This is a genomic window from Ruminococcus sp. MCC718, from assembly GCF_018783905.1.
In the GTDB taxonomy this organism is placed as follows: domain Bacteria; phylum Bacillota; class Clostridia; order Lachnospirales; family Lachnospiraceae; genus Hominisplanchenecus; species Hominisplanchenecus faecis.
On the sequence record NZ_WQNP01000100.1, the window covers coordinates 85,771 to 106,647 of the forward strand.

Sequence of the window (20,877 nt, forward strand, 5' to 3'; positions counted from 1 at the left end):
CCAAGTATTATTATTCTATTTTAACACAAACACCAACAGTAAAAAAGCAAAAAAATTATAACATATGCAGAAACAGTCCGCTCCGAAGTTTTGGCTCAAACCATGTGGATTTCGGCGGCATCAGCATGCCGGCATCGGCTACGGCAAACAGTTCTGCCATGGAAGTCGGATACATGGAAAAAGCCACCGCATCTTTCTGCTGCGTCTCTTTTACATGATCGACCATACGCTCCAGCTCGGAAAGTCCGCGGATCCCGCCCACATACCTGATGCGTTTTGATGTTTTCGGATCCTGGATATCCAGATATGGCTGCAAAAATTCTCTTTGCAGATAAGCGACATCCAGACCTTCCACCGGATCGTCTTTTGTAAGATCTGCCTTTGCCGTAAGATGATACCACTGACCGCTAAGATACATGCCAAAAGTACCCTTTTTCTGCGGATGATATGCCGCATTTACCGGTTGTACATCAAAAATTTTCGCTGCGTTTTCCAGAAATCCTTCTCTTGTCTGTCCGTTCAGATCCAGGACGACACGATTGTAATCCATAACGTAAAGTTCCTCATCCGGGAATAATACCGACAGAAAATAATTGAATTCTTCACTGCCGTCATAATCCGGATGCTGTTTTCTGCGAAGCTGCCCTACTTTGACTGCCGATGCTGCCCTGTGATGTCCGTCTGCGATATAAATTTTATCTATTTTCGCAAATGTATCTGCAATTATTGCAATATCCTCTTTTGCATCCACTCTCCAGCCTTTATGTCCGATGCCATCTTCCGAGACAAACGCAAACATCGGTTTCTGCTGTTTTATTTTTGCTGTCACCTCTGCGATCGTCTGATCTTTGCGGTAGGCAAGAAAGATCGGTCCGGTCTGTGCATTGCAGGTATCCACGTGTCGGATACGGTCCTGCTCTTTTTCTGCCCTTGTATTTTCATGCTTTTTGATCACACCGTTTAAATAATCGTCGATCGATGCACATGCCACAAGACCGGTCTGTGACCTTCCATCCATCATCAGTTCATACAGATAGTAACATTTCTGCTGATCCTGCACAAAGGAGCCTCTTTTGATCCATTCCTCTAACATATCATGTGCTTTCTGATAGACTTCCGGTGCATACATATCCTGATCTTTTGGAAACTGGGTCTCCGGGCGGTCGATCGCCAGAAAGCTTTCCGGTGCTTTTTTTACCTGTTCTCTTGCCTCGTCACGGCTGTAAACATCATAAGGAAGAGCTGCGAGTTTAGATGCAAGTCCTTCTGCCGGATGTACAGCACAAAATGTTCTGATCTCTGCCATAATCATTCCTCCATCTCTGCACGGTCCGGGCGTTTCGGTTTATGAGCCGCCTCTTCCGTACTGAAAAAGGCTGAAGCAGAAAACTGCAACAGCCTTTTGTCCTCTTGTTTTTCTTATTCTTTTGTTTTTTATTTGATCACTCTGACTCTCAGCACACCTTCGACTGCACGGATCTTATCCAGTACTTCTTCGGATGCCACGCTGTCCAGATCAAACAGAGAGTATGCATAATCGCCTTTGCTCTTGTTTACCATGTTTGCGATGTTGATATCAGATGTTGCAAAAATGTCGGTAAACTGTCCCAGCATGTTCTTTACGTTGCGGTGGTTGATCGCAATACGGTTTGCATGTGTGCATTCGCCCAGACTGCAGTTCGGATAGTTTACAGAATTGATGATATTTCCTTTTTCCAGGTATTCCATCAGTTCCTGAACTGCCATCTTTGCACAGTTGTCTTCCGATTCTGCGGTGGATGCACCCAGATGAGGGATGATGATCGCATTTTCCACACCTGCGGTTGTGGTATTCGGGAAATCGCAGACATATTTCTTTACTTTTCCTTCTTTGAGGGCTTTTACAACAGCCTCTTCATCTACCAGCATATCACGTGCAAAGTTCAGGATCACGACATTTTCTTTCATCAGATCGATTGCATCCTGATTGATCATCTTTCTGGTAGAATCCAGCAGCGGTACATGGATCGTGATATAATCGCAAGTACGGTAAATATCGTCCACATCTTTGATGTGTTTTACGCCTTTGGAAAGTTTCCATGCCGCATCAACAGAAATGTACGGATCATAACCATATACATCCATACCCAGACATTCTGCCACGTTTGCCACCTGGATACCGATCGCACCAAGTCCGATGATACCAAGCTTTTTGCCCATCAGTTCGCATCCTGCAAATTTCTTCTTTTCTTTTTCTGCCTTTTTTGCGATATCTTCTCTTCCGGCTTCGGATTTTGCCCATTCCACACCGCCGATGATATCACGGGAAGCCAGCAGCATGCCTGCGATCACCAGCTCTTTTACGCCGTTTGCATTGGCTCCCGGTGTGTTAAATACAACGATACCTTTTTCTGCACATTTATCCAGCGGAATGTTGTTGACACCGGCACCGGCACGTGCAACTGCATACAGACCATCCGGCAGCTCCAGATCATGCATGGCAGCACTTCTTACCAGCACTGCGTCTGCATCTTCCATTTTTTCTGTTTTTTCGTAACCTTCTGTGAACTGATCCAGTCCTACAGAAGCGATCGGGTTTAAGCATGTATATTTCATTTTACAGATTCTCCTCTTCAAATTTCTTCATAAATGCTACCAGTGCTTCCACACCTTCATATGGCATTGCATTGTAGATACTTGCACGCATACCGCCAACGGTACGATGACCTTTCAGGTTTTCAAGTCCGGCTTCTTTTGCTTCTTTTACAAATTTTGCATCCAGGTCTTTGTCACCTGTGACAAACGGAACGTTCATCAGAGAGCGGGAATCTTTTTCTACTGTTCCTTTGAACAGCTTGCTGCTGTCAAGATAATCGTAGAGCAGTTTTGCTTTCTTTTCGTTGCGTTCTTTCATGACTTCCAGACCGCCCATCTTTTTCAGCCATTTGAATACCTTGCCGCACATATAAATGCAGTAGCAGTTCGGTGTGTTGTACAGAGAACCTGCATCAGCATGTGTCTTAAATTTCAGCATGGTCGGTGTACCTTCCAGTACCTCATCTGTGATCAGATCTTCGCGGATAATGGAGATCACCATGCCTGCCGGTCCGATATTCTTCTGAACGCCGCCGTAAATGATGCCGTATTTTGTGACATCGACCGGCTCTGACAGGAAGCAGGAAGAAACGTCTGCTACCAGTGTCTTGCCTTTTGTATTCGGCAGTGTTTTGAATTTTGTACCATAAATGGTGTTGTTCTCACAAATATATACATAGTCTGCATCCGGGCTGACCGGCAGATCGGAGCAATCCGGAATATAGGAGAATGTCTTATCTTCAGAAGTTGCGATCTTGTTTACTTTTCCGTATTTCTGTGCCTCCTGATATGCTTTTTTTGCCCACTGTCCTGTTACGATATAATCTGCAACTTTGTTTTTCATCAGATTCATAGGAATCATAGCAAACTGCTGTGAAGCACCGCCCTGCAGGAACAGCACTTTATAGTTATCCGGAATATGCATCAGATCACGCAGATCCTGCTCTGCTTCTTTGATAATATCGTCAAAGACCTGTGAGCGGTGACTCATTTCCATAACGGACATACCACAGCCCTTGTAATCCAGCATTTCTGCTGCTGCTTCTTTTAATACTTCTTCCGGTAATACGGCCGGACCTGCTGAAAAATTGTACACTCTGCTCACTTTCATATCCTCCTTGACTTCTCACTTTGTTGTGTGATGAGTTTTATAGCAAGTGCTGATGCCTGTTTTCAAAACTCCGCCAGATATCAGCACTTATTTTCTACACTTTACTATAGTACCTTGTTAAAAATTAGTCAAGCCTTTTTCCAAGTTCTGGAAAAAGGCTTGCAGAACCGAATTTATGCTTCTTTATTCAGATCGTCCTGATCAAATGTATCTTCAATCGGGGCACCTGCCGGAACCATCGGAAATACTTTGTCGTCGCAGTCGATCACACAGTCGATCACAACCGGTTTGCCAAGTGCGATCGCTTTTTCAACAGCCGGTGCAACTTCTTCTTTTTTCGTTACACGGATGCCTTCTGCACCAAGTGCTTCTGCCACTTTCACAAAATCCACACCGTCATTCAGAATGGTCTGTGAATAACGTTTTCCGTAGAACAGTGTCTGCCACTGGCGAACCATACCGAGCACATGGTTATTAATGACAACCTGAATAATCGGGATGTTGTATCGGGCTGCGGTTGCAATCTCATTCATGTTCATACGGAAACATCCGTCTCCGGCGATGTTCAGTACCACTTTATCCGGTCTGCCCACTTTGGCTCCGATTGCAGCACCGACACCATAACCCATGGTGCCAAGTCCGCCGGATGACAGGAAGGTACGCGGATCTTTGTAACGATAATACTGTGCAGCCCACATCTGATGCTGTCCGACATCGGTTGTGATGATGGCATTTCCTTCGGTTACTTTATAGATCTGCTCGATCACATACGGACCGGTCAGACCTTCTTCATTGTATTTTAGAGGATGCTCTTCGGAGATTGTCTCAATCTCTTTGATCCATTCTTTATGCTCATGTTTTTCAATTCTCTGATTGAGACGTGTCAGCACTTCTTTGAGATCTCCGATAATACTGCAGTCTACCTCAATGTTTTTGTTGATTTCTGCCGGATCGACATCAATCTGGAGAATTTTGGCATTTTTTGCAAAACGGCTGGCATTTCCGATGACACGGTCACTGAACCTGGAACCGACCGTGATCAGCAGATCACATTTTGTTACACCTAAGTTGGATGCTTTTGTTCCGTGCATACCCAACATACCCATGTAAAGCTCATCGGTGCCGTCAAAAGCACCTTTTCCCATCAGGCTGTCTGCAACCGGTGCGTCTATCTTTTTCACAAACTCCATCAGTTCCTTGGAAGCTCCGGATATCACAGCACCTCCGCCGACAAATACAAACGGCTTTTCACTCTCATTGATCAGCTCAATCGCCTGTTCCAGATCTTTTTCTTTGATATACTGTGTGCTGCGTTCTACCGGGATCGGCTCTTCTTTTACATACTCAGTCTCTGCTGCGGTCACGTCTTTTGTGATATCAACCAGAACAGGACCCGGTCTGCCTTCCTGTGCAATGCGAAATGCTTCACGGATGGTATCTGCCAGTTTTGTGATGTCTTTTACAATATAGTTATGCTTTGTGATCGGCATCGTTACACCTGTGATATCAATTTCCTGGAAACTGTCTCTTCCAAGCAGCGGAACGGCTACGTTCGCTGTGATGGCAACCATTGGGATTGAATCCATATATGCGGTTGCAATACCGGTTACCAGATTCGTGGCTCCGGGACCGGAAGTTGCCATACATACGCCAACTTTTCCGGTTGCTCTCGCATATCCGTCTGCCGCATGAGCAGCACCCTGCTCATGGGATGTTAAGATATGATTGATCTCTGAACCATGTTTATATAATGCATCGTATACATTTAAAATCGTGCCGCCCGGATAACCGAAAACAGTGTCTACGCCCTGCTCTTTCAGGCACTCGATTACGATTTCTGAACCATTTAACTTCATCCTGCTGTCCTCACCTTTACTTTTCTTACTGTTGTTGCTTAGCTTCAATTCTTGTTTCAGAATTATTTTTCTGAAACAAGAATAGCTCCTCTGTTACCGGAAGTTACCATAGAAGCGTAACGTGCCAGATAGCCGGTCTTTACCTTCGGCTCTCTCGGTGTCCAGTTGGCTTTTCTTCTTGCCAGCTCTTCATCAGAAACAGCCAGTTCCAGTCTGTTTTCCGGAATGTTGATCTTGATGATATCGCCTTCTTCTACCAGTGCGATCGGACCGCCGACTGCTGCTTCCGGTGATACGTGACCGATGGAAGCTCCTCTGGACGCACCGCTGAAACGGCCGTCTGTGATCAGGGCAACCGTGGAACCAAGTCCCATACCTGCGATCTCAGAAGTCGGATTCAGCATTTCTCTCATACCAGGACCGCCTTTTGGTCCTTCGTAACGGATCACGACAACATCGCCTTCTTTGATCTTTCCGGAGAGAATAGCCTCACATGCATCTTCCTCACATTCAAAGACTCTTGCCGGACCTTCATGTACCATCATTTCAGGCACAACGGCAGAACGTTTTACAACACTTCCGTCCGGTGCCAGATTTCCGGTCAGGACAGCCAGTCCGCCGGTCTTGCTGTACGGATTTTCTACCGGGCGGATGACTTCCGGATTTAAGTTTACGCAGTCTTTGATATTCTCGCCTACGGTCTTTCCGGTAACGGTCATGCAGTCGGTGTGCAGCAGAGCAAGTTTATTTAATTCATTCATAACGGCATAAACACCGCCGGCTTCATTCAGATCCTCCATGTAGGTCGGGCCTGCCGGTGCCAGGTGGCAGAGGTTCGGTGTCTTTGCACTGATCTCGTTTGCAAATGTGATATCGAAATCCATGCCGATTTCATGTGCAATCGCCGGTAAATGCAACATACTGTTTGTAGAACATCCCAGTGCCATATCCACGGTCAGAGCATTTAAAATGGCATCCTCTGTCATAATGTCGCGTGGACGGATATTCTGACGGTACATTTCCATAACCTGCATACCTGCATGTTTTGCAAGACGGATACGCTCGGAATATACAGCCGGAATGGTTCCGTTTCCACGAAGTCCCATACCAAGTACTTCTGTCAGGCAGTTCATGCTGTTTGCAGTGTACATACCGGAGCAGGAGCCACAGGTCGGACATACTTTTTCTTCGAATTCACATACATCGTCTGCGGTCAGTTTGCCTGCAGAGTATTCTCCGACTGCTTCAAACATACTGGAAAGGCTGCGTTTGCGTCCCTTCACATGACCTGCCAGCATCGGGCCGCCGCTTACAAATACGGTCGGCACATTGATACGTGCGGCTGCCATCAGAAGTCCCGGTACATTCTTGTCACAGTTCGGAACCATGACCAGGGCATCGAACTGATGTGCCAGTGCCATTGCCTCGGTAGAATCTGCGATCAGATCTCTTGTTACCAGAGAATATTTCATACCGATATGACCCATGGCAATACCGTCGCAGACTGCGATCGCCGGGAATACTACCGGTGTACCGCCTGCCATGGCAACACCCTGTTTTACTGCATTGACGATTTTATCCAGGTTCATATGACCCGGAACGATTTCATTATAAGAACTTACGATACCAACTAACGGACGCTCCATCTCTTCCTTTGTCATGCCAAGAGCATTGAACAGAGAACGGTGCGGTGCCTGCTGGATCCCTTTTTTTACATTATCACTTTTCATTGTAACATACCTCCATTTATATGATGCCGGATTCGGTTTTATATGCGTTCTGCGATCAGATCTCCCATCTGAACGGTTCCGACTTTTGTGCATCCTTCCGACATGATATCGCCTGTGCGGTATCCGTCTTTGAGTACCTGTTTTACCGCTGCTTCGATCGCATCTGCCGCTTCATCCAGATCCAGTGAGAAACGCAGCATCATGGCAGCGGAAAGGATCGTAGCGATCGGGTTTGCCAGATCTTTGCCTGCGATATCCGGTGCAGAACCGTGGCTTGGCTCATACAGACCGAATTTTGTTTCATTCAGGCTGGCGGAAGACAGCATTCCGATGGAACCGGTCACCATACTTGCCTCATCGGAAAGGATATCTCCGAACATATTCTCGGTCAGGATGACATCGAACTGTTTCGGGTCACGCACCAGCTGCATGGCACAGTTGTCTACCAGCATATGCTCCAGTGTGACATCCGGGTAATCTTTTGCAACGTCTTCCACAACGGATCTCCACAGTCTGGAAGAATCCAGAACGTTTGCCTTATCCACACTGGTTACTTTATGGCGGCGTTTTCTTGCAATGTCAAATCCACGGACAGCGATACGGCGGATCTCATTCTCATCATAAGAAAGTGTATCAACGGCTTTGCGTACTCCGTTCTCCTCGGTTGTGTGACGTTCTCCGAAATACAGACCGCCGGTCAGCTCACGCATGATCATCATATCAAAACCGTCACCGATGATATCATCACGCAGCGGGCAGGCCTCTTTTAATTCTTCGTACAGGTATGCCGGTCTTAAGTTTGCAAACAGATTCAGCTCTTTGCGGATTTTTAAGAGTCCTGCCTCCGGACGAAGGTTCGGTGCCAGTTTGTACCACGGGGAGGTCTTTGCATCTCCGCCGATGGAGCCCATCAGAACGGCATCGCTTGCTTTTGCGGTTGCGATCGCCTCATCTGTCAGAGGCACACCATGAACATCGATGGATGCTCCTCCCATTAAAACTTCTGTATATTTTAATTCAAAACCATATTTTTTTCCTGCTGCATCCAGCACTTTCTGTGCTTCACGCACGATTTCCGGTCCGATACCGTCGCCTGGAATGACTGCGATATTGTAACTCATATCCTTTTCCTCCGTTCTCATCTGCAGTTTTGCATATGCCTGCATATCTCTGCATACATCCTGGTAAAGTATTATTCTTGTTTTTCTCTTGAAACTTTACCGCTTTAATTCTATATGATAATGCATTTTGGTACAGATTTCAACCTTAATAACAACAAAAAAAGCGGCTATCCGTCATTTTCCTTACGACAAATAGCCACTTTTTCAAAAATCTGAACTATTTTATTCTCTTATCTACCGAAATTCTTCTCTTTTTTACGGCAAAAGACAGTGCCATCCAGATCCATGCCGCCACACTCAGCACCGTACCGGGAATGATCCACGGGCTGATATAATGCATTTCGACCGTATGCTCCCCTTTTTCAAGAAAGATCCCGGTATAAGCAACACTACTGGCGAAAGATTTTGCCTTTTTTCCATCAACAAAAATGTGCCATCCCCTGCTGTATGGAACCGCCAGCTGCAAAATCTTATCTTCGGATACGCTGATCCTGCCCTTGATACAGTTTGTACTCTGTTTTACATCTGTCATAGATTCTTTTCGCCGCTTTTTTGTCTGTTCTTTGATAAAACTTTCGGAAATACCATAAATCTCCATCTCTTTCAGCTTATAAGTATGTGATTTATGAAAATGCAGGCTGTAGGTTCCCGCCTGCCTGATGCCAAGATTGACTGCGATCACATCCCGTTTCATCTTTTTTTCATTGCTCACTGCACACATCGGAATCTCCTGCCTTGCTTTTTTGCTTTGCACGGAAAGCATATGTTTTTTTCTTACTTTTAATCTGGAAGAGAGGTCTTTCAGCACCAGATAAGTTTCTGACGTTTCTTCTGTCTGAAACTTCAGTTTCATTCTGCCTTGTTTTTTCCCTTTTAACGTTCCATCTTTCCAGGATGCCCGATCCTCTCCTGTAATTTTCAGATTTCCACCTATAACAGCACCATCAGAAGGACTCTTTCCTCTTTCAAAAGTCTTCCCCTGTTTTTCCAGGATTTTTTCAGCATCGTCATCTAAAACAGCATATTCCAGAAGTGCTGCCTGGCACTCAAGCGGCGTCAGGCGGTCATAATTTTCTTTGCTCATGATTTTATCATACGTATAGCCAACCGGAAGAGCATCTTCGTTACAGGTTACTTTCTTTTTATCTGACTGATACCTCACACAGAGCATATTTTTCAGGATCTGCCTGTTTTCCAATCCGTGAAATACATTCGGGCGTTCGTATTCTGCCATTCCAAGAGAAACGTAAAGATCTTTCATGGATTTTGGAATCACGCTGTAATAAAATTCTGTTGTATTCAGACTGGATGCCAGCGAACGGTTGAACAGAGAAGACGGCAGTTCCACACGGTAAAATCCTTCTTCCGCAAGCTTTGCATTCTGTACATTTTTTACGGCACGGTTCAGTAACACGGACTCCGACACGCCTCTTTTTGTAAAACGTGCGGCATAAGAATATCCGACCGGTGTAAAGAAGGTGATGAGATTGCAGCAGACACCGGCAAACACAACGAAAGACACCAGACATCCTGCCAGTCTTTTTCTCTGCTTTCGCTCCAGAATCGCTCCAAGTGCAAATGTCAGAACGGTCACTGCAAGAGCTGCGATCGCATATCGCATGGCTTTTCCGTTCGATGCGGATAATGCTGCAGCAAGGATGCCCGCTGCCGCTCCAAGGATCAGGAATATTTTTGTATTCTGTTCTTTTAAATCTGCAACCGCCTGAGCTGCCATCAGTGCACATAAAAACGCCATGCCGTAACTCCAGCGGTTTGTCACATAAGCAAAACCATTCATCATTTTTCCGCCAAACGGAATACAGAGCAACACAAGCAGCACGACAAATCCGATCTTCAGCTGGCAATTTTCCCGACTCCTTTTTTTTGACGTAAAGAGCATCAGCACACCGGCAAGACCGCCGATCGCCGTTCCATGTACTGTCCAGCCGTTCGTCATCGGAAGTGTCTGGAAAAATCCGAGGATCATTTTCCGGTAGTGTGCAATGCTGTAAAAGTTCTGTGCCTCTTCCACCGCAGTGTCCACTCTTGCATTGTGAAGAAAGGCATAGACGGACGGCAGAATGATCACTGCTCCAAGGCATATGCCCCAGATCCACGCCGCCGCCATTTTTAAGATCAGCAGTAGGATCTTTCTGATCCCGTATTCCCGATAATGTCCGAAAAGCCGTACACACAGATAAATGCCGCACAGTATGGTGTTCATGTACATGAAATAGTAGTTGCTCATAAAGGCAAGTGCCACCGATACGCTTAAAAAGCGGATGCTTTTCTTTTGCAGGACTTTCTCCGTTCCGGCAAGCAGCAGCGGCAGATACAGCATACCATTTAAAAACAGCGGATGCTTCATTCCACCGATCAGTGCAAAACTGCAAAATACATACAGCCAGGAACCACACAGTACCGAGGCTTTTCTTTGAATCCCGGCCGTGCTGCAATAATAAGAAAAAGTAAGGCCTGAAAGATACATCCGAAACAGGATCAGAAACATGTACATCTGATCCAGATGGTTATCCGCAAAAAATACGGTCAGCAAATTGACGGGATCCCCAACGCCGTAATAGTTCAGCGTCCCGATCACATCAAACCCCTGTCCAACCGAAAAATCAACCATCGGCAATGCAAAATTTCCATGTAAAAACTGCCGCAGCGTATTACGGATCCACATCAGCACTGCATAATGCTGTGCCACACCGTCCGCCATTTTGGTAAAAGATGCATGTTCCTTTGCAAAGATCAGTAATAATAAAAGTGCCGCTGCCAGAAAACCGGCTGTATACATGCAAAAATACTGCACGTTCCCTTTCCTGCATTTCTCTTTTTCTCTCATTTTCTTCCCCTCTTCTTTATTTCCCTTTTGGTTTCCTTTTGTAAGAAAACAGTGATAAACGGTTCTGCGATTTCTGTTCGTCTTTCCGTTTTCGCAGATATTCCGTACTTTTCTGGCAGACTACTACGTATTTATAGTGTTGTCAACAGCATCTGGAAAACTTTTACATTACTTTTACATTATGCATTTATGTTGTTTATCTTTCTTATTTTTTTATGAAGATTTCAACATCATATTGTAAGCAAATGCTTCTGTATACATTTGCCAAAACACTTTATTAAGTTAACTCGCAAAAGTGTCGCAATACAAAAACGGGGAGGCTGCCCTCCCCGAAATGTTGTTGTAAAATGGATCCGGATACAATCCATCTTTCATCTTTTTCTTTTATAATTCTGCTTTTATAATTCTAACTGATATCCGGAAATTTCTTTCCAGCCATGGTTACCAAATACATCCTCTGCATATACATTCTCCACGCGATAGGTACCCTTTTCTTTGTTTGCACTTCCTTCGTAATATCCTGTTTTTTTATTATATTTCATTTCGATTTCCGTCTCTACTGCTACCGGATGATCTGTGCTGACAGGCCCTTTTAAAGTCAGTGTTACTCTTTTGATGCTGCTGCCGTCCGTTACTTTTATACGGCAGCTGATCTTTCCACCTTTTTCCGTGTCTGCCACTTTTTCTACCTGCAACGTGTCAGCGTGAATTTCCGGTTTTTTATGATCTGCCTTGGTCTTCCGGATCTTAATATTTCCTTTTGAGAGATCACTTCCCGGATAGGACCGGTTTCCAAGTTTGTGGTTATAATACGCATACCAGGATGCGTAGATATCGTCAAAAACACGATTCACATCAATACTCCAGATACGCCAGGTTCCCTTCTGCATTCCCTTTTCTACTTTGAAATTTCCAACCCATCTGCCGTTGCTCTTTTTATACTGAAGCGGTACGTAGTACACCTGCGTTGACGGTGAATCATAGCACACGTAAACATTTTTCATCTTTCCATATCCCCTGTTTACGATTTTCATGCTGATTTTGCATTTATCTCCCGGCTTCAGATTTTTACTGCTGACTTTTACATCCGATACCTTAAGATCATACTTTTTTCTGCTTTTTGCCGAGGTCGGAAGAACCAGAAGCATGGATGCACATAAAAACAGTATCAGAAATGCTGCGATTTTCTTTGTTCGTTTCATAATTTATATAGCCCCTTTTTACGATATTTTTATTTTTCTGTATTCGCTTTCTTTTCATGCTACATCATCCATTTCCTTCGCATGTATGATATGTAAAACGGCCGTTTATATTACCCCCCTCTTATGTGCTCAGCCGTTTATTACCTGATATTTTCCACTATTTCTGTCACTCTCCTGCTTTCGTGGATATCTTATTTTTACAATACTAGATTTTTATAGTATTGTAAATAGCATCTGAAAACCTTTTACATTACTTTTACATCAAATCCTTTTTTATTCCTTGATCGACACTGTTTTATAAGGGATATTATTCTTTTTTGCATATTTATATGCCGCTGAATTTTTCACACAGTAAATTTTTTTCACGCATCCATCACCTTTTCCAAATGCATTTTTTCCAATATTTTTCACTGTAGCCGGAATATAAATTTTCAGATTTCTGCACCCTGCAAATGCTTCTTTTCCAATTGTTCTGACCTGATTCGGAATACTAATTTTTTCGAGATCAGTGCTCCCCTTTAAAAATCCCGCTTTTATATATTTTAATTTTGATGGAAGCTTTATAGTTTTCAGTCCACTTATCTGATATATGTTTCCCGTATACACAGACTTTCCTGCCAGATAAATCTTTCCTATCGTACATTCAGATACAATGCTCTTACTGTTTTTCTTTGTAAAAGTGGATGGAAAGGTAATCGCTTTGAATGTACATTCATCAATCTGAATTTTCCTGACAGACTCTGGAAGAATCAAATGCACTCTTCCCTGCGGAGGATCAAATTCTCCATGGAGTGTAACTTCCGTTACCGGTCTTCCAAGAATCTCTGCCCTTACTTTTACTTTTCTTCCATCTTCCATATTTCCATTGTTTTCATCAAATGCAACGACTGCATAATCATCGGTTTCCATCCGATACTGATACACCACCTTGTCTATCACCACCGCATAGTCATACTCAGATGTCTCCGGGCTTCTCTTATTGACAAAAACATCTGTTTTTCTTGGTTTTGCAATCGGTTCTCTTTCACTTTCTGTCTGTTTTTCTGTCTCCTGTGGTATATCATCTTCTGAAATTCCAAGGCTTACACTTAAGTCTGACAAATCTTTGCGGATTGAGTTTTCAGGCTGGTAATATCCGTATGATTCGCATTGTGAATTATAATAAAAAATTTCATTTCCGAACAGATCTGCCGCTGTTATACCTGCCACCAGATACTTTCCTTTTCCCTGTGTACTGCTTCCTTCGTAATAGCCTGTCTTTTTATTATACTTCATTATAATACTAATATCCGGTATCAGCTTTTTACCTTCTTCCGGTCTTTTTGCAAAGATAATTCTGACAAAAGAAATACCACTGTTGTCCGTTACCTTTAGTCGGCAATTTATTATTCCGCCCTTTGCCGTAACCTGCTCGTTCCAGGTTTTTAAATTGTTCCATCTTATCTTCGGTTTTTTATAATCCGCTTTCGTTCCACTAATCTGGATATTTCCCTTTGAAAAATCCGCACCTGGTGTAATCAATTTATCTAAATTTTTGTTATAACAACTATAATGATACTCTTCATCATAATTTTTATCTGCTGTAACACACCAGATCTTCCAGATCCCTTTTTCCATTCCTTTATTTACTGTAAAATTGCCCGTCCATCTTTTACTTTTCTTTTTATATTTCAGCAGAACATCATAATACTGACGTTTCGGTCCCTGATATGTAACAGTCAAACGTTGAATTTTCCCTGTTCCTTTGTTTTTAACCTTCATGCTGATTTCACATTTTTCTCCTGCTTTCAGCTTCTTTTTATTGACTTTCAAATCTGAAAACTGAAGGTCATAACGGCTCTTTTTTCTGGCAGCAGATACAGGCATTACAGACAACATCGAAACACATATCAACAATAACAACATAGAAAAACCAGATTTTTTCACTTTATAAAATTCTCCTTTTTGTTTCATTTGACTACATCTCCTCTTTTTTATATAGTGTTATTCTAGTATTTTACATTTGTTACCCTCTGGAAGGCATCCGTTTCATTACTTTCTGTTTTCAAGTGAATATTGCAAGCCATAACAATGTATCCGTCTTCATCCAGCCCCAGTGACTCCACTTCGTATTTTGTATGTGTATTGTGCATATCAAACGTAATCATATCTTTTGGGCTAAACATTTTCTTTCCATTATAGGTAGTATATGAACCATTCAGATCATATACTGCTATTTTACTTATTGTTAGAGTGCTGTCGTTCATTGTCTGGAACAATAAACCTTTAGATGGTTCATAATGAATATCCTGAACATGCTTATATGTCCATTTTGTATTTATATAAAACTCGTTTGAAGAATCATATTTTACTGTCGGATTAGCTGTATTCTGGCCTTCCAGAACCCCAATACCGAATCGTGCTCTTTGATTTTCCGGACTATCTCCTACGCGAATCAGATAATGATAATTACTATAAAAAGCAAGTGCCGGAATTTTCTTTTCAGATTTAAATATAACTTTCCGATCCCAGTCACCTTTAAACCCACGTGGTACACGAACAATATAATTCTCCCCATTAAGTCCGTTAGACACCCCAAACAACAAATTAGAATTGCTACATGTCATACAGTTCCCATGTCCCAAAAGTCCTTTAGGAGTTGTATATCTTAAAGAAACTTTGTCATTAACATCACTGCAATAATGTACAACACTGTACTCATTTCCGCTTGCAGTTTTTAATCCCCAAGCTTTCTTTCCGTCAATTGCCATACAACCAAAATTAGTACAATTTTTTACATTCACTACGTTTTTTACCATTGCCAACGTCTTTACTTTTCCTTTAATATTTGCCATACTATCTCCTTTCTGTACTTCATTTACTTGTTATTTGCACCTTAGCATGAAATAGTGTTATTGTCAATCTTATTTTTATTAAATATGTTTATTTTTTTCTATATAATATAAAATTATTATTTTTTTGTTAAATAAAGAGAAAAAATATTTATATTCGCAAAATTTTATATATAAACACAAATTTTAACAAAATATCGCTCAGGAAATTCTCAATTGTAAGGTAGAATAGGCGGGTGAAATTTTCATCCCCCTCATCAAACCGTGCATAAGTTTCTCCCTCACACAGCTTTCCGACATTCTTCTTTCTACAGCATTACGTCATGCTCTAGCCATTTTCTTTAATCCTTTTCCATAAATGCTATTTCTTACAAATCCCACCTTTGACATACAATTATGTCTCTGGTATTTCTTGTTATACCATCTTGTAAAAGTGCAAATAATGTAGCAGTCTAGTGCCGCATCCACTTTTCGTTTCTCTTGGCGGAATGATACAATTGCTCGCCCCTTTTTCAAGGTTACTTTATCCACTCGCTTAGCACCCTGTATTACTACACGGCTCACTGGCGATTATCGTGACCGGACTTACACTGGCAAGTGTAGTCCAGCTTTGCTGGAGACACGCATAAAAAAAGTACAGAAACAATTCCCACGTCTCTGTACTTTTTCACATCTTTTATTTGCTTTCTTCTGCCTTTTCTACTTCAGCGATTGCTGATTTTTTCATTGGAATACGGCAGTTTTTGTTGCTTCCGAATTCTACGATCACGTCTTCGTCTGTCAGATCGATCACAACTCCGTAAAATCCGCTTGTTGTAACAACGCTGTCACCTACTGCAAGGCTTGCCAGCATTGTGTCCAGTCTTTTCTGTTCCTTTTTCTGCGGTCTTACCAGCAGGAACCACATAACTGCACAGATCACCACGATGTAGATCAGGGTGAATCCCAGTCCGCCTGCTGTTGAAGATGTACTTAATAAATTCATATTTACCTCCTGGTCATGCGTATTTCGCTTAAATTTCGGGCTTTCCCGAAAAAGTGTCACTAACCTATATCATACACAATCCTTGCCTGTTATTCAAGCATTATTTTCAAATCCTGACAGTTTTTCTTTTTTAAATGCCTTATAATTGCCGGCTTCAATGGCATCTCGGATTTCTTCCATCAGATGATTGTAAAAATACAGGTTATGCAGCACACACAGACGCATGCCCAGCATTTCTTTTGCTTTCAGCAGATGTCGGATATACGCCCTACTGTAGTGACGGCATGCCGGACACTGGCATCCTTCTTCAATCGGCTTCGGATCCAGCTCATATTTTGCATTGAACAGATTCAGCTTTCCATGGTTCGTGTAGACATGGCCATGGCGGCCGTTTCTGCTTGGATAAACACAGTCAAAGAAATCAACTCCCCGGTCTACTGCTTCCAGAATATTTGCTGGTGTACCAACCCCCATCAGATAAGTTGGCTTATCCACCGGAAGCTCCGGTACAACTGCATCCAGGATGCGGTACATTTCCTCATGACTCTCCCCAACGGCCAGACCGCCGACAGCATAGCCGTCCAGATCCAGCTCACGGATCTGCTGTGCATGCTCGATACGGATATCTTCGTAGATCGCACCCTGGTTAATACCAAAGAGCATCTGATGCTGATTGATCGTATCCGGCAGGCTGTTCAGTCTTGCCATCTCTTCTTTGCAGCGATGCAGCCATCTTGTCGTACGCTCTACCGAACGCTGGACATATTCTCTTTCTGCCACACTGGACGGACACTCATCAAATGCCATGGCGATCGTGGACGCCAGATTGGACTGGATCTGCATGCTCTGTTCCGGTCCCATGAAAATCTTTCTGCCGTCTACATGGGAATTGAAATATACGCCTTCTTCTTTGATCTTTCGAAGACCCGCCAGCGAAAATACCTGAAATCCACCAGAGTCTGTCAGGATCGGTTTGTCCCATACCATAAATTTATGCAGTCCGCCCATCTTTTTTACAACCTGATCACCCGGTCTTACGTGAAGGTGATAGGTGTTGGACAGCTCCACCTGTGTGCCGATCTGCTGCAGATCCTCGGTCGATACTGCTCCCTTGATCGCTGCTGCCGTTCCGACATTCATAAAAACAGGGGTTTGTATCACGCCATGCACGGTGTGAAACTCACCCCTTTTTGCCTTGCCATCTCTTTTTATCAGTTTATACATGATTTCCTCCAATTTCATTCGAATGCATACAAACTTTGGTGTATCCTTACGTCTGTTCAACTATTATAGCCCTATTTGGAGGATTTTTCAAGTAGTTCACCGGGGAATCATCCCCGGTGTCCCGCTAAAAGCTGGATTGGCTGACCACCATATAAATAGAAGCAGAACTCTTTCCGGTCTGGAAATATCCGGCAGGATTACATATCTTCTGTTAAAATCCCATGATCACGAAGCAGTTTCTCAATGACGGTTCCTTTTACCACTTTGATGACCGGTTTTTTCAGTGCGTTCAGCGGTCCAGGCAGCTGGATCTCCAGCGGTGATTTGCCATCCATCAGTTTGACGGAACTGTCAAGCAGTTCACGGATATCGTAAACGCTTCCCCATACTTCCGGTACGCCGCGGTCCACACCAAGCAGTCCGTAAACAGCCTCCATTGCGGTTCTCACTGAATACTCGGTTGTGAAGACGGTATCACGCGGAGTCTCTGCGAACTGTCCGAGGAATGCGAAGTTTGTACATCCATCCGGGATGACATCCGGTCTATCACCTTTGGTTCTTGGCATGAAGAATGCAGTGATATACGGCATCATCGTCGGTACGCAGACAGCACTGTTCTCTGCCAGTTCCTCGATCTTGTCGGTTGGAACGCCCAGGTGATACAGCCATTCTTCGGTAATCTCTTTTCCGGTACATTCTTTCATCGGTTTCTTGATATAATCGCCCGGCACATCCGTAAACAGTCCATATACCCATACGCAGACTTTTTCTTTATCCTGCTCTTTGAACTGTCCCTGACGGTTGATTGTCCAGCTGAGCAGCCACTTGGAGTCCTGACAGCTTACAATTCCTCCGGTTACCACTTTTCCGCTTCTCGGATCACGTTTGCAGATGTTTGTGATATACGGAATGATCTTGTCATCCAAAGTCGTGATCGTTGCTGACTCCCAGTTTGTCTTCTCGATATCCGAGCAGAATTTCTCCGGATGTCCAAAGGACGGATCCTGTTTTGCAATGTTTTTCCACAGATCCCAGCAGCCGCTTCTGCGTACTTCTGCATCTGCATCCGGTGCATGGTTCTGATCTCCGTAAATGGTTCCTTCCGTACAGCTTCCGTTTGTGACAAAGACAAGGTCATCTTCTGTCAGGAGAATATTGTCCTCTTCTCCGTTCACTTTGCATTCAATCGATGTTGCGATCTTTTTGCCTTCTTTAAAGGTAAATACAACGTTTGTCACTTCGGTGTTGAACTGGAAATCTACGCCTGCTTCTTCCAGATATTTCTGCATCGGCAGGATCAGGGATTCATACTGATTGTATTTGGTAAATTTCAAAGCACTGAAATCCGGCAGTCCGGCGATGTGATGAATAAATCTCTGGAAGTAGAGCTTCATTTCCAATGCACTGTGCCAGTTTTCAAATGCAAACATCGTTCTCCAGTACAGCCAGAAGGTGGAATCAAACACTTCGTCATCAAATACATCTTCGATTGTTTTATCATAAAGATCTTCGTCTTTTGTCATGAACAGTTTCATGATCTCCATGCAGCCTTTCTGGCTTAAATTGAACTTGCCATCGGTATGTGCATCTTCTCCACGATTCACAGTTGCTCTGCAAAGAGAGTAGTTCGGATCTTTTTTGTTCAGCCAGTAATATTCATCCAGAACCGATACGCCCGGTGTTTCGATGGACGGAATGCTGCGGAATAGATCCCACAGGCACTCGAAATGATTCTCCATCTCTCTGCCGCCTCGCATCACATAACCGCGGGACGGATCAAAGATACCGTCACAGGCCCCTCCGGCGATATCCATTGCTTCCAGAATGTGGATATGGGATCCTTTCATCTGCCCGTCTCTTACCAGAAAGCAGGCTGCTGCCAGAGATGCCAGTCCGCTTCCGACAATGTAAGCATTTTTGCCATCGACACCTTCCGGTTTTTCCGGTCTTGCAAAAGCTTCGTAGTTGCCGTTGCTGTAATAAATACCTTTGCTGTTCTTTTCATATTTTCCACGCTCGGTATTGCGGTAATCTTTTCTCTTGTCTTCTCTTTTTTTGCTTATCTCTTTCTGTTTATGCTCATTTTCTTTTGTTTTCTTACTCAGAAGCATCGCTGCTCCTGCTCCGGCTGCTGCTGCCATCGTATATTTTAACCCTTTTTTCATGTTGAATGCCCACCTTTCCAATGTTTGAGGCTAACCTTCCTGCCTCCGCCATCCTGTCTTCGTTTTCTTTGGAAATTTCCTGTTTCAATCCAGTTCTTTCTGAATTGCCTACATTCTAACATTAGTATGCCCGGGATTCTATTGACAAAACAGGCCAGATGATAAAATTTTTGTCATCTGACCTGTTTTGTAAGCTTTTTGCTGTGATTTTGTACCTTACTTGTTGCAGTACAAAACTTCACTGATATTTATCTGCGGATGGACTGTGCCATTCTGTGATACTGATGGCGGATTCCGCGGATCACAGTTCCGTACGCCATAATATTTTCCGGCAGTGCCATTCCCACGTATCCGGAATCACCGATGTGGTGGATGTCGGTTCCTGCCATCTTGCACTCCAGTGCGATGCGTTTGATCGTATCGGTGTCCGCACCTTCCTGAGAAGTTCCGATCGATGTGATCGTCAGCTTTTTCAGGCTGTGTGCATAACTGATCAGTTTCCGCACATATTCGGTCGTGATGCCAGGCACGGTTCCCGGTGCCGGCAGCAGAATGATATCGGCTCCTGCCTCTGCAAACTGGCGGATATCTTCTTTCGTGATGATGTTCTCGCCGCCTTCGCCGATGATACCGGAGGCATGCATTTTCCCGGCTGCCAACATGATCTTCTCTCCGACTGCCTCTGAGATCGCTTTCAGGGAAGAAATGATCGCCGGATTGCTCACTCCATTTCCCGGATTGCCGGTCAGAACGATCAAATCCACGCCCATTTTCTGAGCCTGAATGGCATTTTCCACCGTTGCATAACGTCCGGCACTCATCTCCCACAGGGTCTCTTTGTTATCGGAAGCATAGCTTTCTTCCACCGGTTCCAGATTGATGCCGACCATACGTCCGGTCAGACGTTTTACTTCTCGTACCGTCTCTTCTTTTTCCACTTCCGGCAGTGCCATGATTTTTGGCTCCTGCACATCAAACATGTTCAGAAGGATCAGGTCTGCTCCCATGGAAGCTGCAAACTCTGCATTGGTCACATCGGTAAGCAGAGGAATCGTGATGCCGATCGTCTCACTTGCAAGGACCCTTCCCTCGCTGCCTGCGATCGCTTCGATCAGTTCACTTTTTGTTGCATGCGTCATTTCTTCTGCTGTCATATTCAAAATACGTTTTGCCATATCAGATTCTCCTTCTTGCTTTGCTGATAAAAAGCGAAAAAAATCTGCCCGAAGA

Annotated in this window: 14 protein-coding genes; all 14 read right to left on the reverse strand. The window is 43.8% G+C overall.

The annotated features are described in order from the left end of the window. Nucleotides 1–55: 55 nt before the first annotated feature. Entirely contained in the window at nt 56–1,306 is a 1,251-nt protein-coding gene (locus GPK60_RS09415) for a DUF1015 domain-containing protein (protein WP_215659596.1), read from the reverse strand. A gap of 128 nt (nt 1,307–1,434) precedes the next feature. After that, complete coding sequence (locus GPK60_RS09420; protein ID WP_215659599.1) at nt 1,435–2,595, reverse strand: phosphoglycerate dehydrogenase; 1,161 nt, start codon at nt 2,593–2,595, stop codon at nt 1,435–1,437. Nucleotide 2,596: 1 nt separating this feature from the next. Further along, nucleotides 2,597–3,679 carry a 3-phosphoserine/phosphohydroxythreonine transaminase gene (serC, locus tag GPK60_RS09425; protein ID WP_147631074.1) on the reverse strand — a complete coding sequence of 361 codons (1,083 nt, stop codon included), beginning with the start codon at nt 3,677–3,679 and terminating at the stop codon, nt 2,597–2,599. Between the two features lie 179 nt (nt 3,680–3,858). Next, entirely contained in the window at nt 3,859–5,541 is a 1,683-nt protein-coding gene (ilvB, locus tag GPK60_RS09430; protein ID WP_215659602.1) for a biosynthetic-type acetolactate synthase large subunit, read from the reverse strand. Nucleotides 5,542–5,603: 62 nt separating this feature from the next. Beyond that, on the reverse strand, nt 5,604–7,271 hold the full coding sequence (gene ilvD / locus GPK60_RS09435; RefSeq protein WP_215659607.1) for a dihydroxy-acid dehydratase: 1,668 nt from the start codon (nt 7,269–7,271) through the stop codon (nt 5,604–5,606). A 38-nt stretch (nt 7,272–7,309) separates the two neighbouring features. Next, the gene (gene leuB, locus GPK60_RS09440) at nt 7,310–8,392 is read right to left on the reverse strand and encodes a 3-isopropylmalate dehydrogenase (protein ID WP_173896895.1); all 1,083 of its coding nucleotides are present in this window, start codon (nt 8,390–8,392) and stop codon (nt 7,310–7,312) included. 217 nt (nt 8,393–8,609) lie between these two features. Next, a complete protein-coding gene (locus tag GPK60_RS09445) occupies nt 8,610–11,240 on the reverse strand; it encodes a YfhO family protein (protein ID WP_215659610.1) in 2,631 nt (876 codons plus the stop codon). Between the two features lie 398 nt (nt 11,241–11,638). Then, complete coding sequence (locus GPK60_RS09450; RefSeq protein ID WP_173896893.1) at nt 11,639–12,442, reverse strand: hypothetical protein; 804 nt, start codon at nt 12,440–12,442, stop codon at nt 11,639–11,641. Nucleotides 12,443–12,715: 273 nt separating this feature from the next. Continuing rightward, the gene (locus GPK60_RS09455) at nt 12,716–14,395 is read right to left on the reverse strand and encodes a leucine-rich repeat domain-containing protein (RefSeq protein WP_147631069.1); all 1,680 of its coding nucleotides are present in this window, start codon (nt 14,393–14,395) and stop codon (nt 12,716–12,718) included. Between the two features lie 35 nt (nt 14,396–14,430). Continuing rightward, nucleotides 14,431–15,276, reverse strand: a complete 846-nt coding sequence (locus GPK60_RS09460) for a hypothetical protein (protein ID WP_147631068.1) — start codon at nt 15,274–15,276, stop codon at nt 14,431–14,433. A gap of 673 nt (nt 15,277–15,949) precedes the next feature. Beyond that, on the reverse strand, nt 15,950–16,258 hold the full coding sequence (yajC, locus tag GPK60_RS09465) for a preprotein translocase subunit YajC (protein WP_022119010.1): 309 nt from the start codon (nt 16,256–16,258) through the stop codon (nt 15,950–15,952). A gap of 93 nt (nt 16,259–16,351) precedes the next feature. Continuing rightward, nucleotides 16,352–17,482 (reverse strand): tRNA guanosine(34) transglycosylase Tgt, encoded by a 1,131-nt coding sequence (gene tgt / locus GPK60_RS09470; RefSeq protein WP_215659613.1) that lies wholly within the window; start codon nt 17,480–17,482, stop codon nt 16,352–16,354. Between the two features lie 197 nt (nt 17,483–17,679). Continuing rightward, nucleotides 17,680–19,647, reverse strand: a complete 1,968-nt coding sequence (locus tag GPK60_RS09475) for an oleate hydratase (protein WP_215659618.1) — start codon at nt 19,645–19,647, stop codon at nt 17,680–17,682. A gap of 248 nt (nt 19,648–19,895) precedes the next feature. Further along, entirely contained in the window at nt 19,896–20,822 is a 927-nt protein-coding gene (locus GPK60_RS09480; protein ID WP_022119007.1) for a hypothetical protein, read from the reverse strand. Nucleotides 20,823–20,877: the final 55 nt, after the last annotated feature.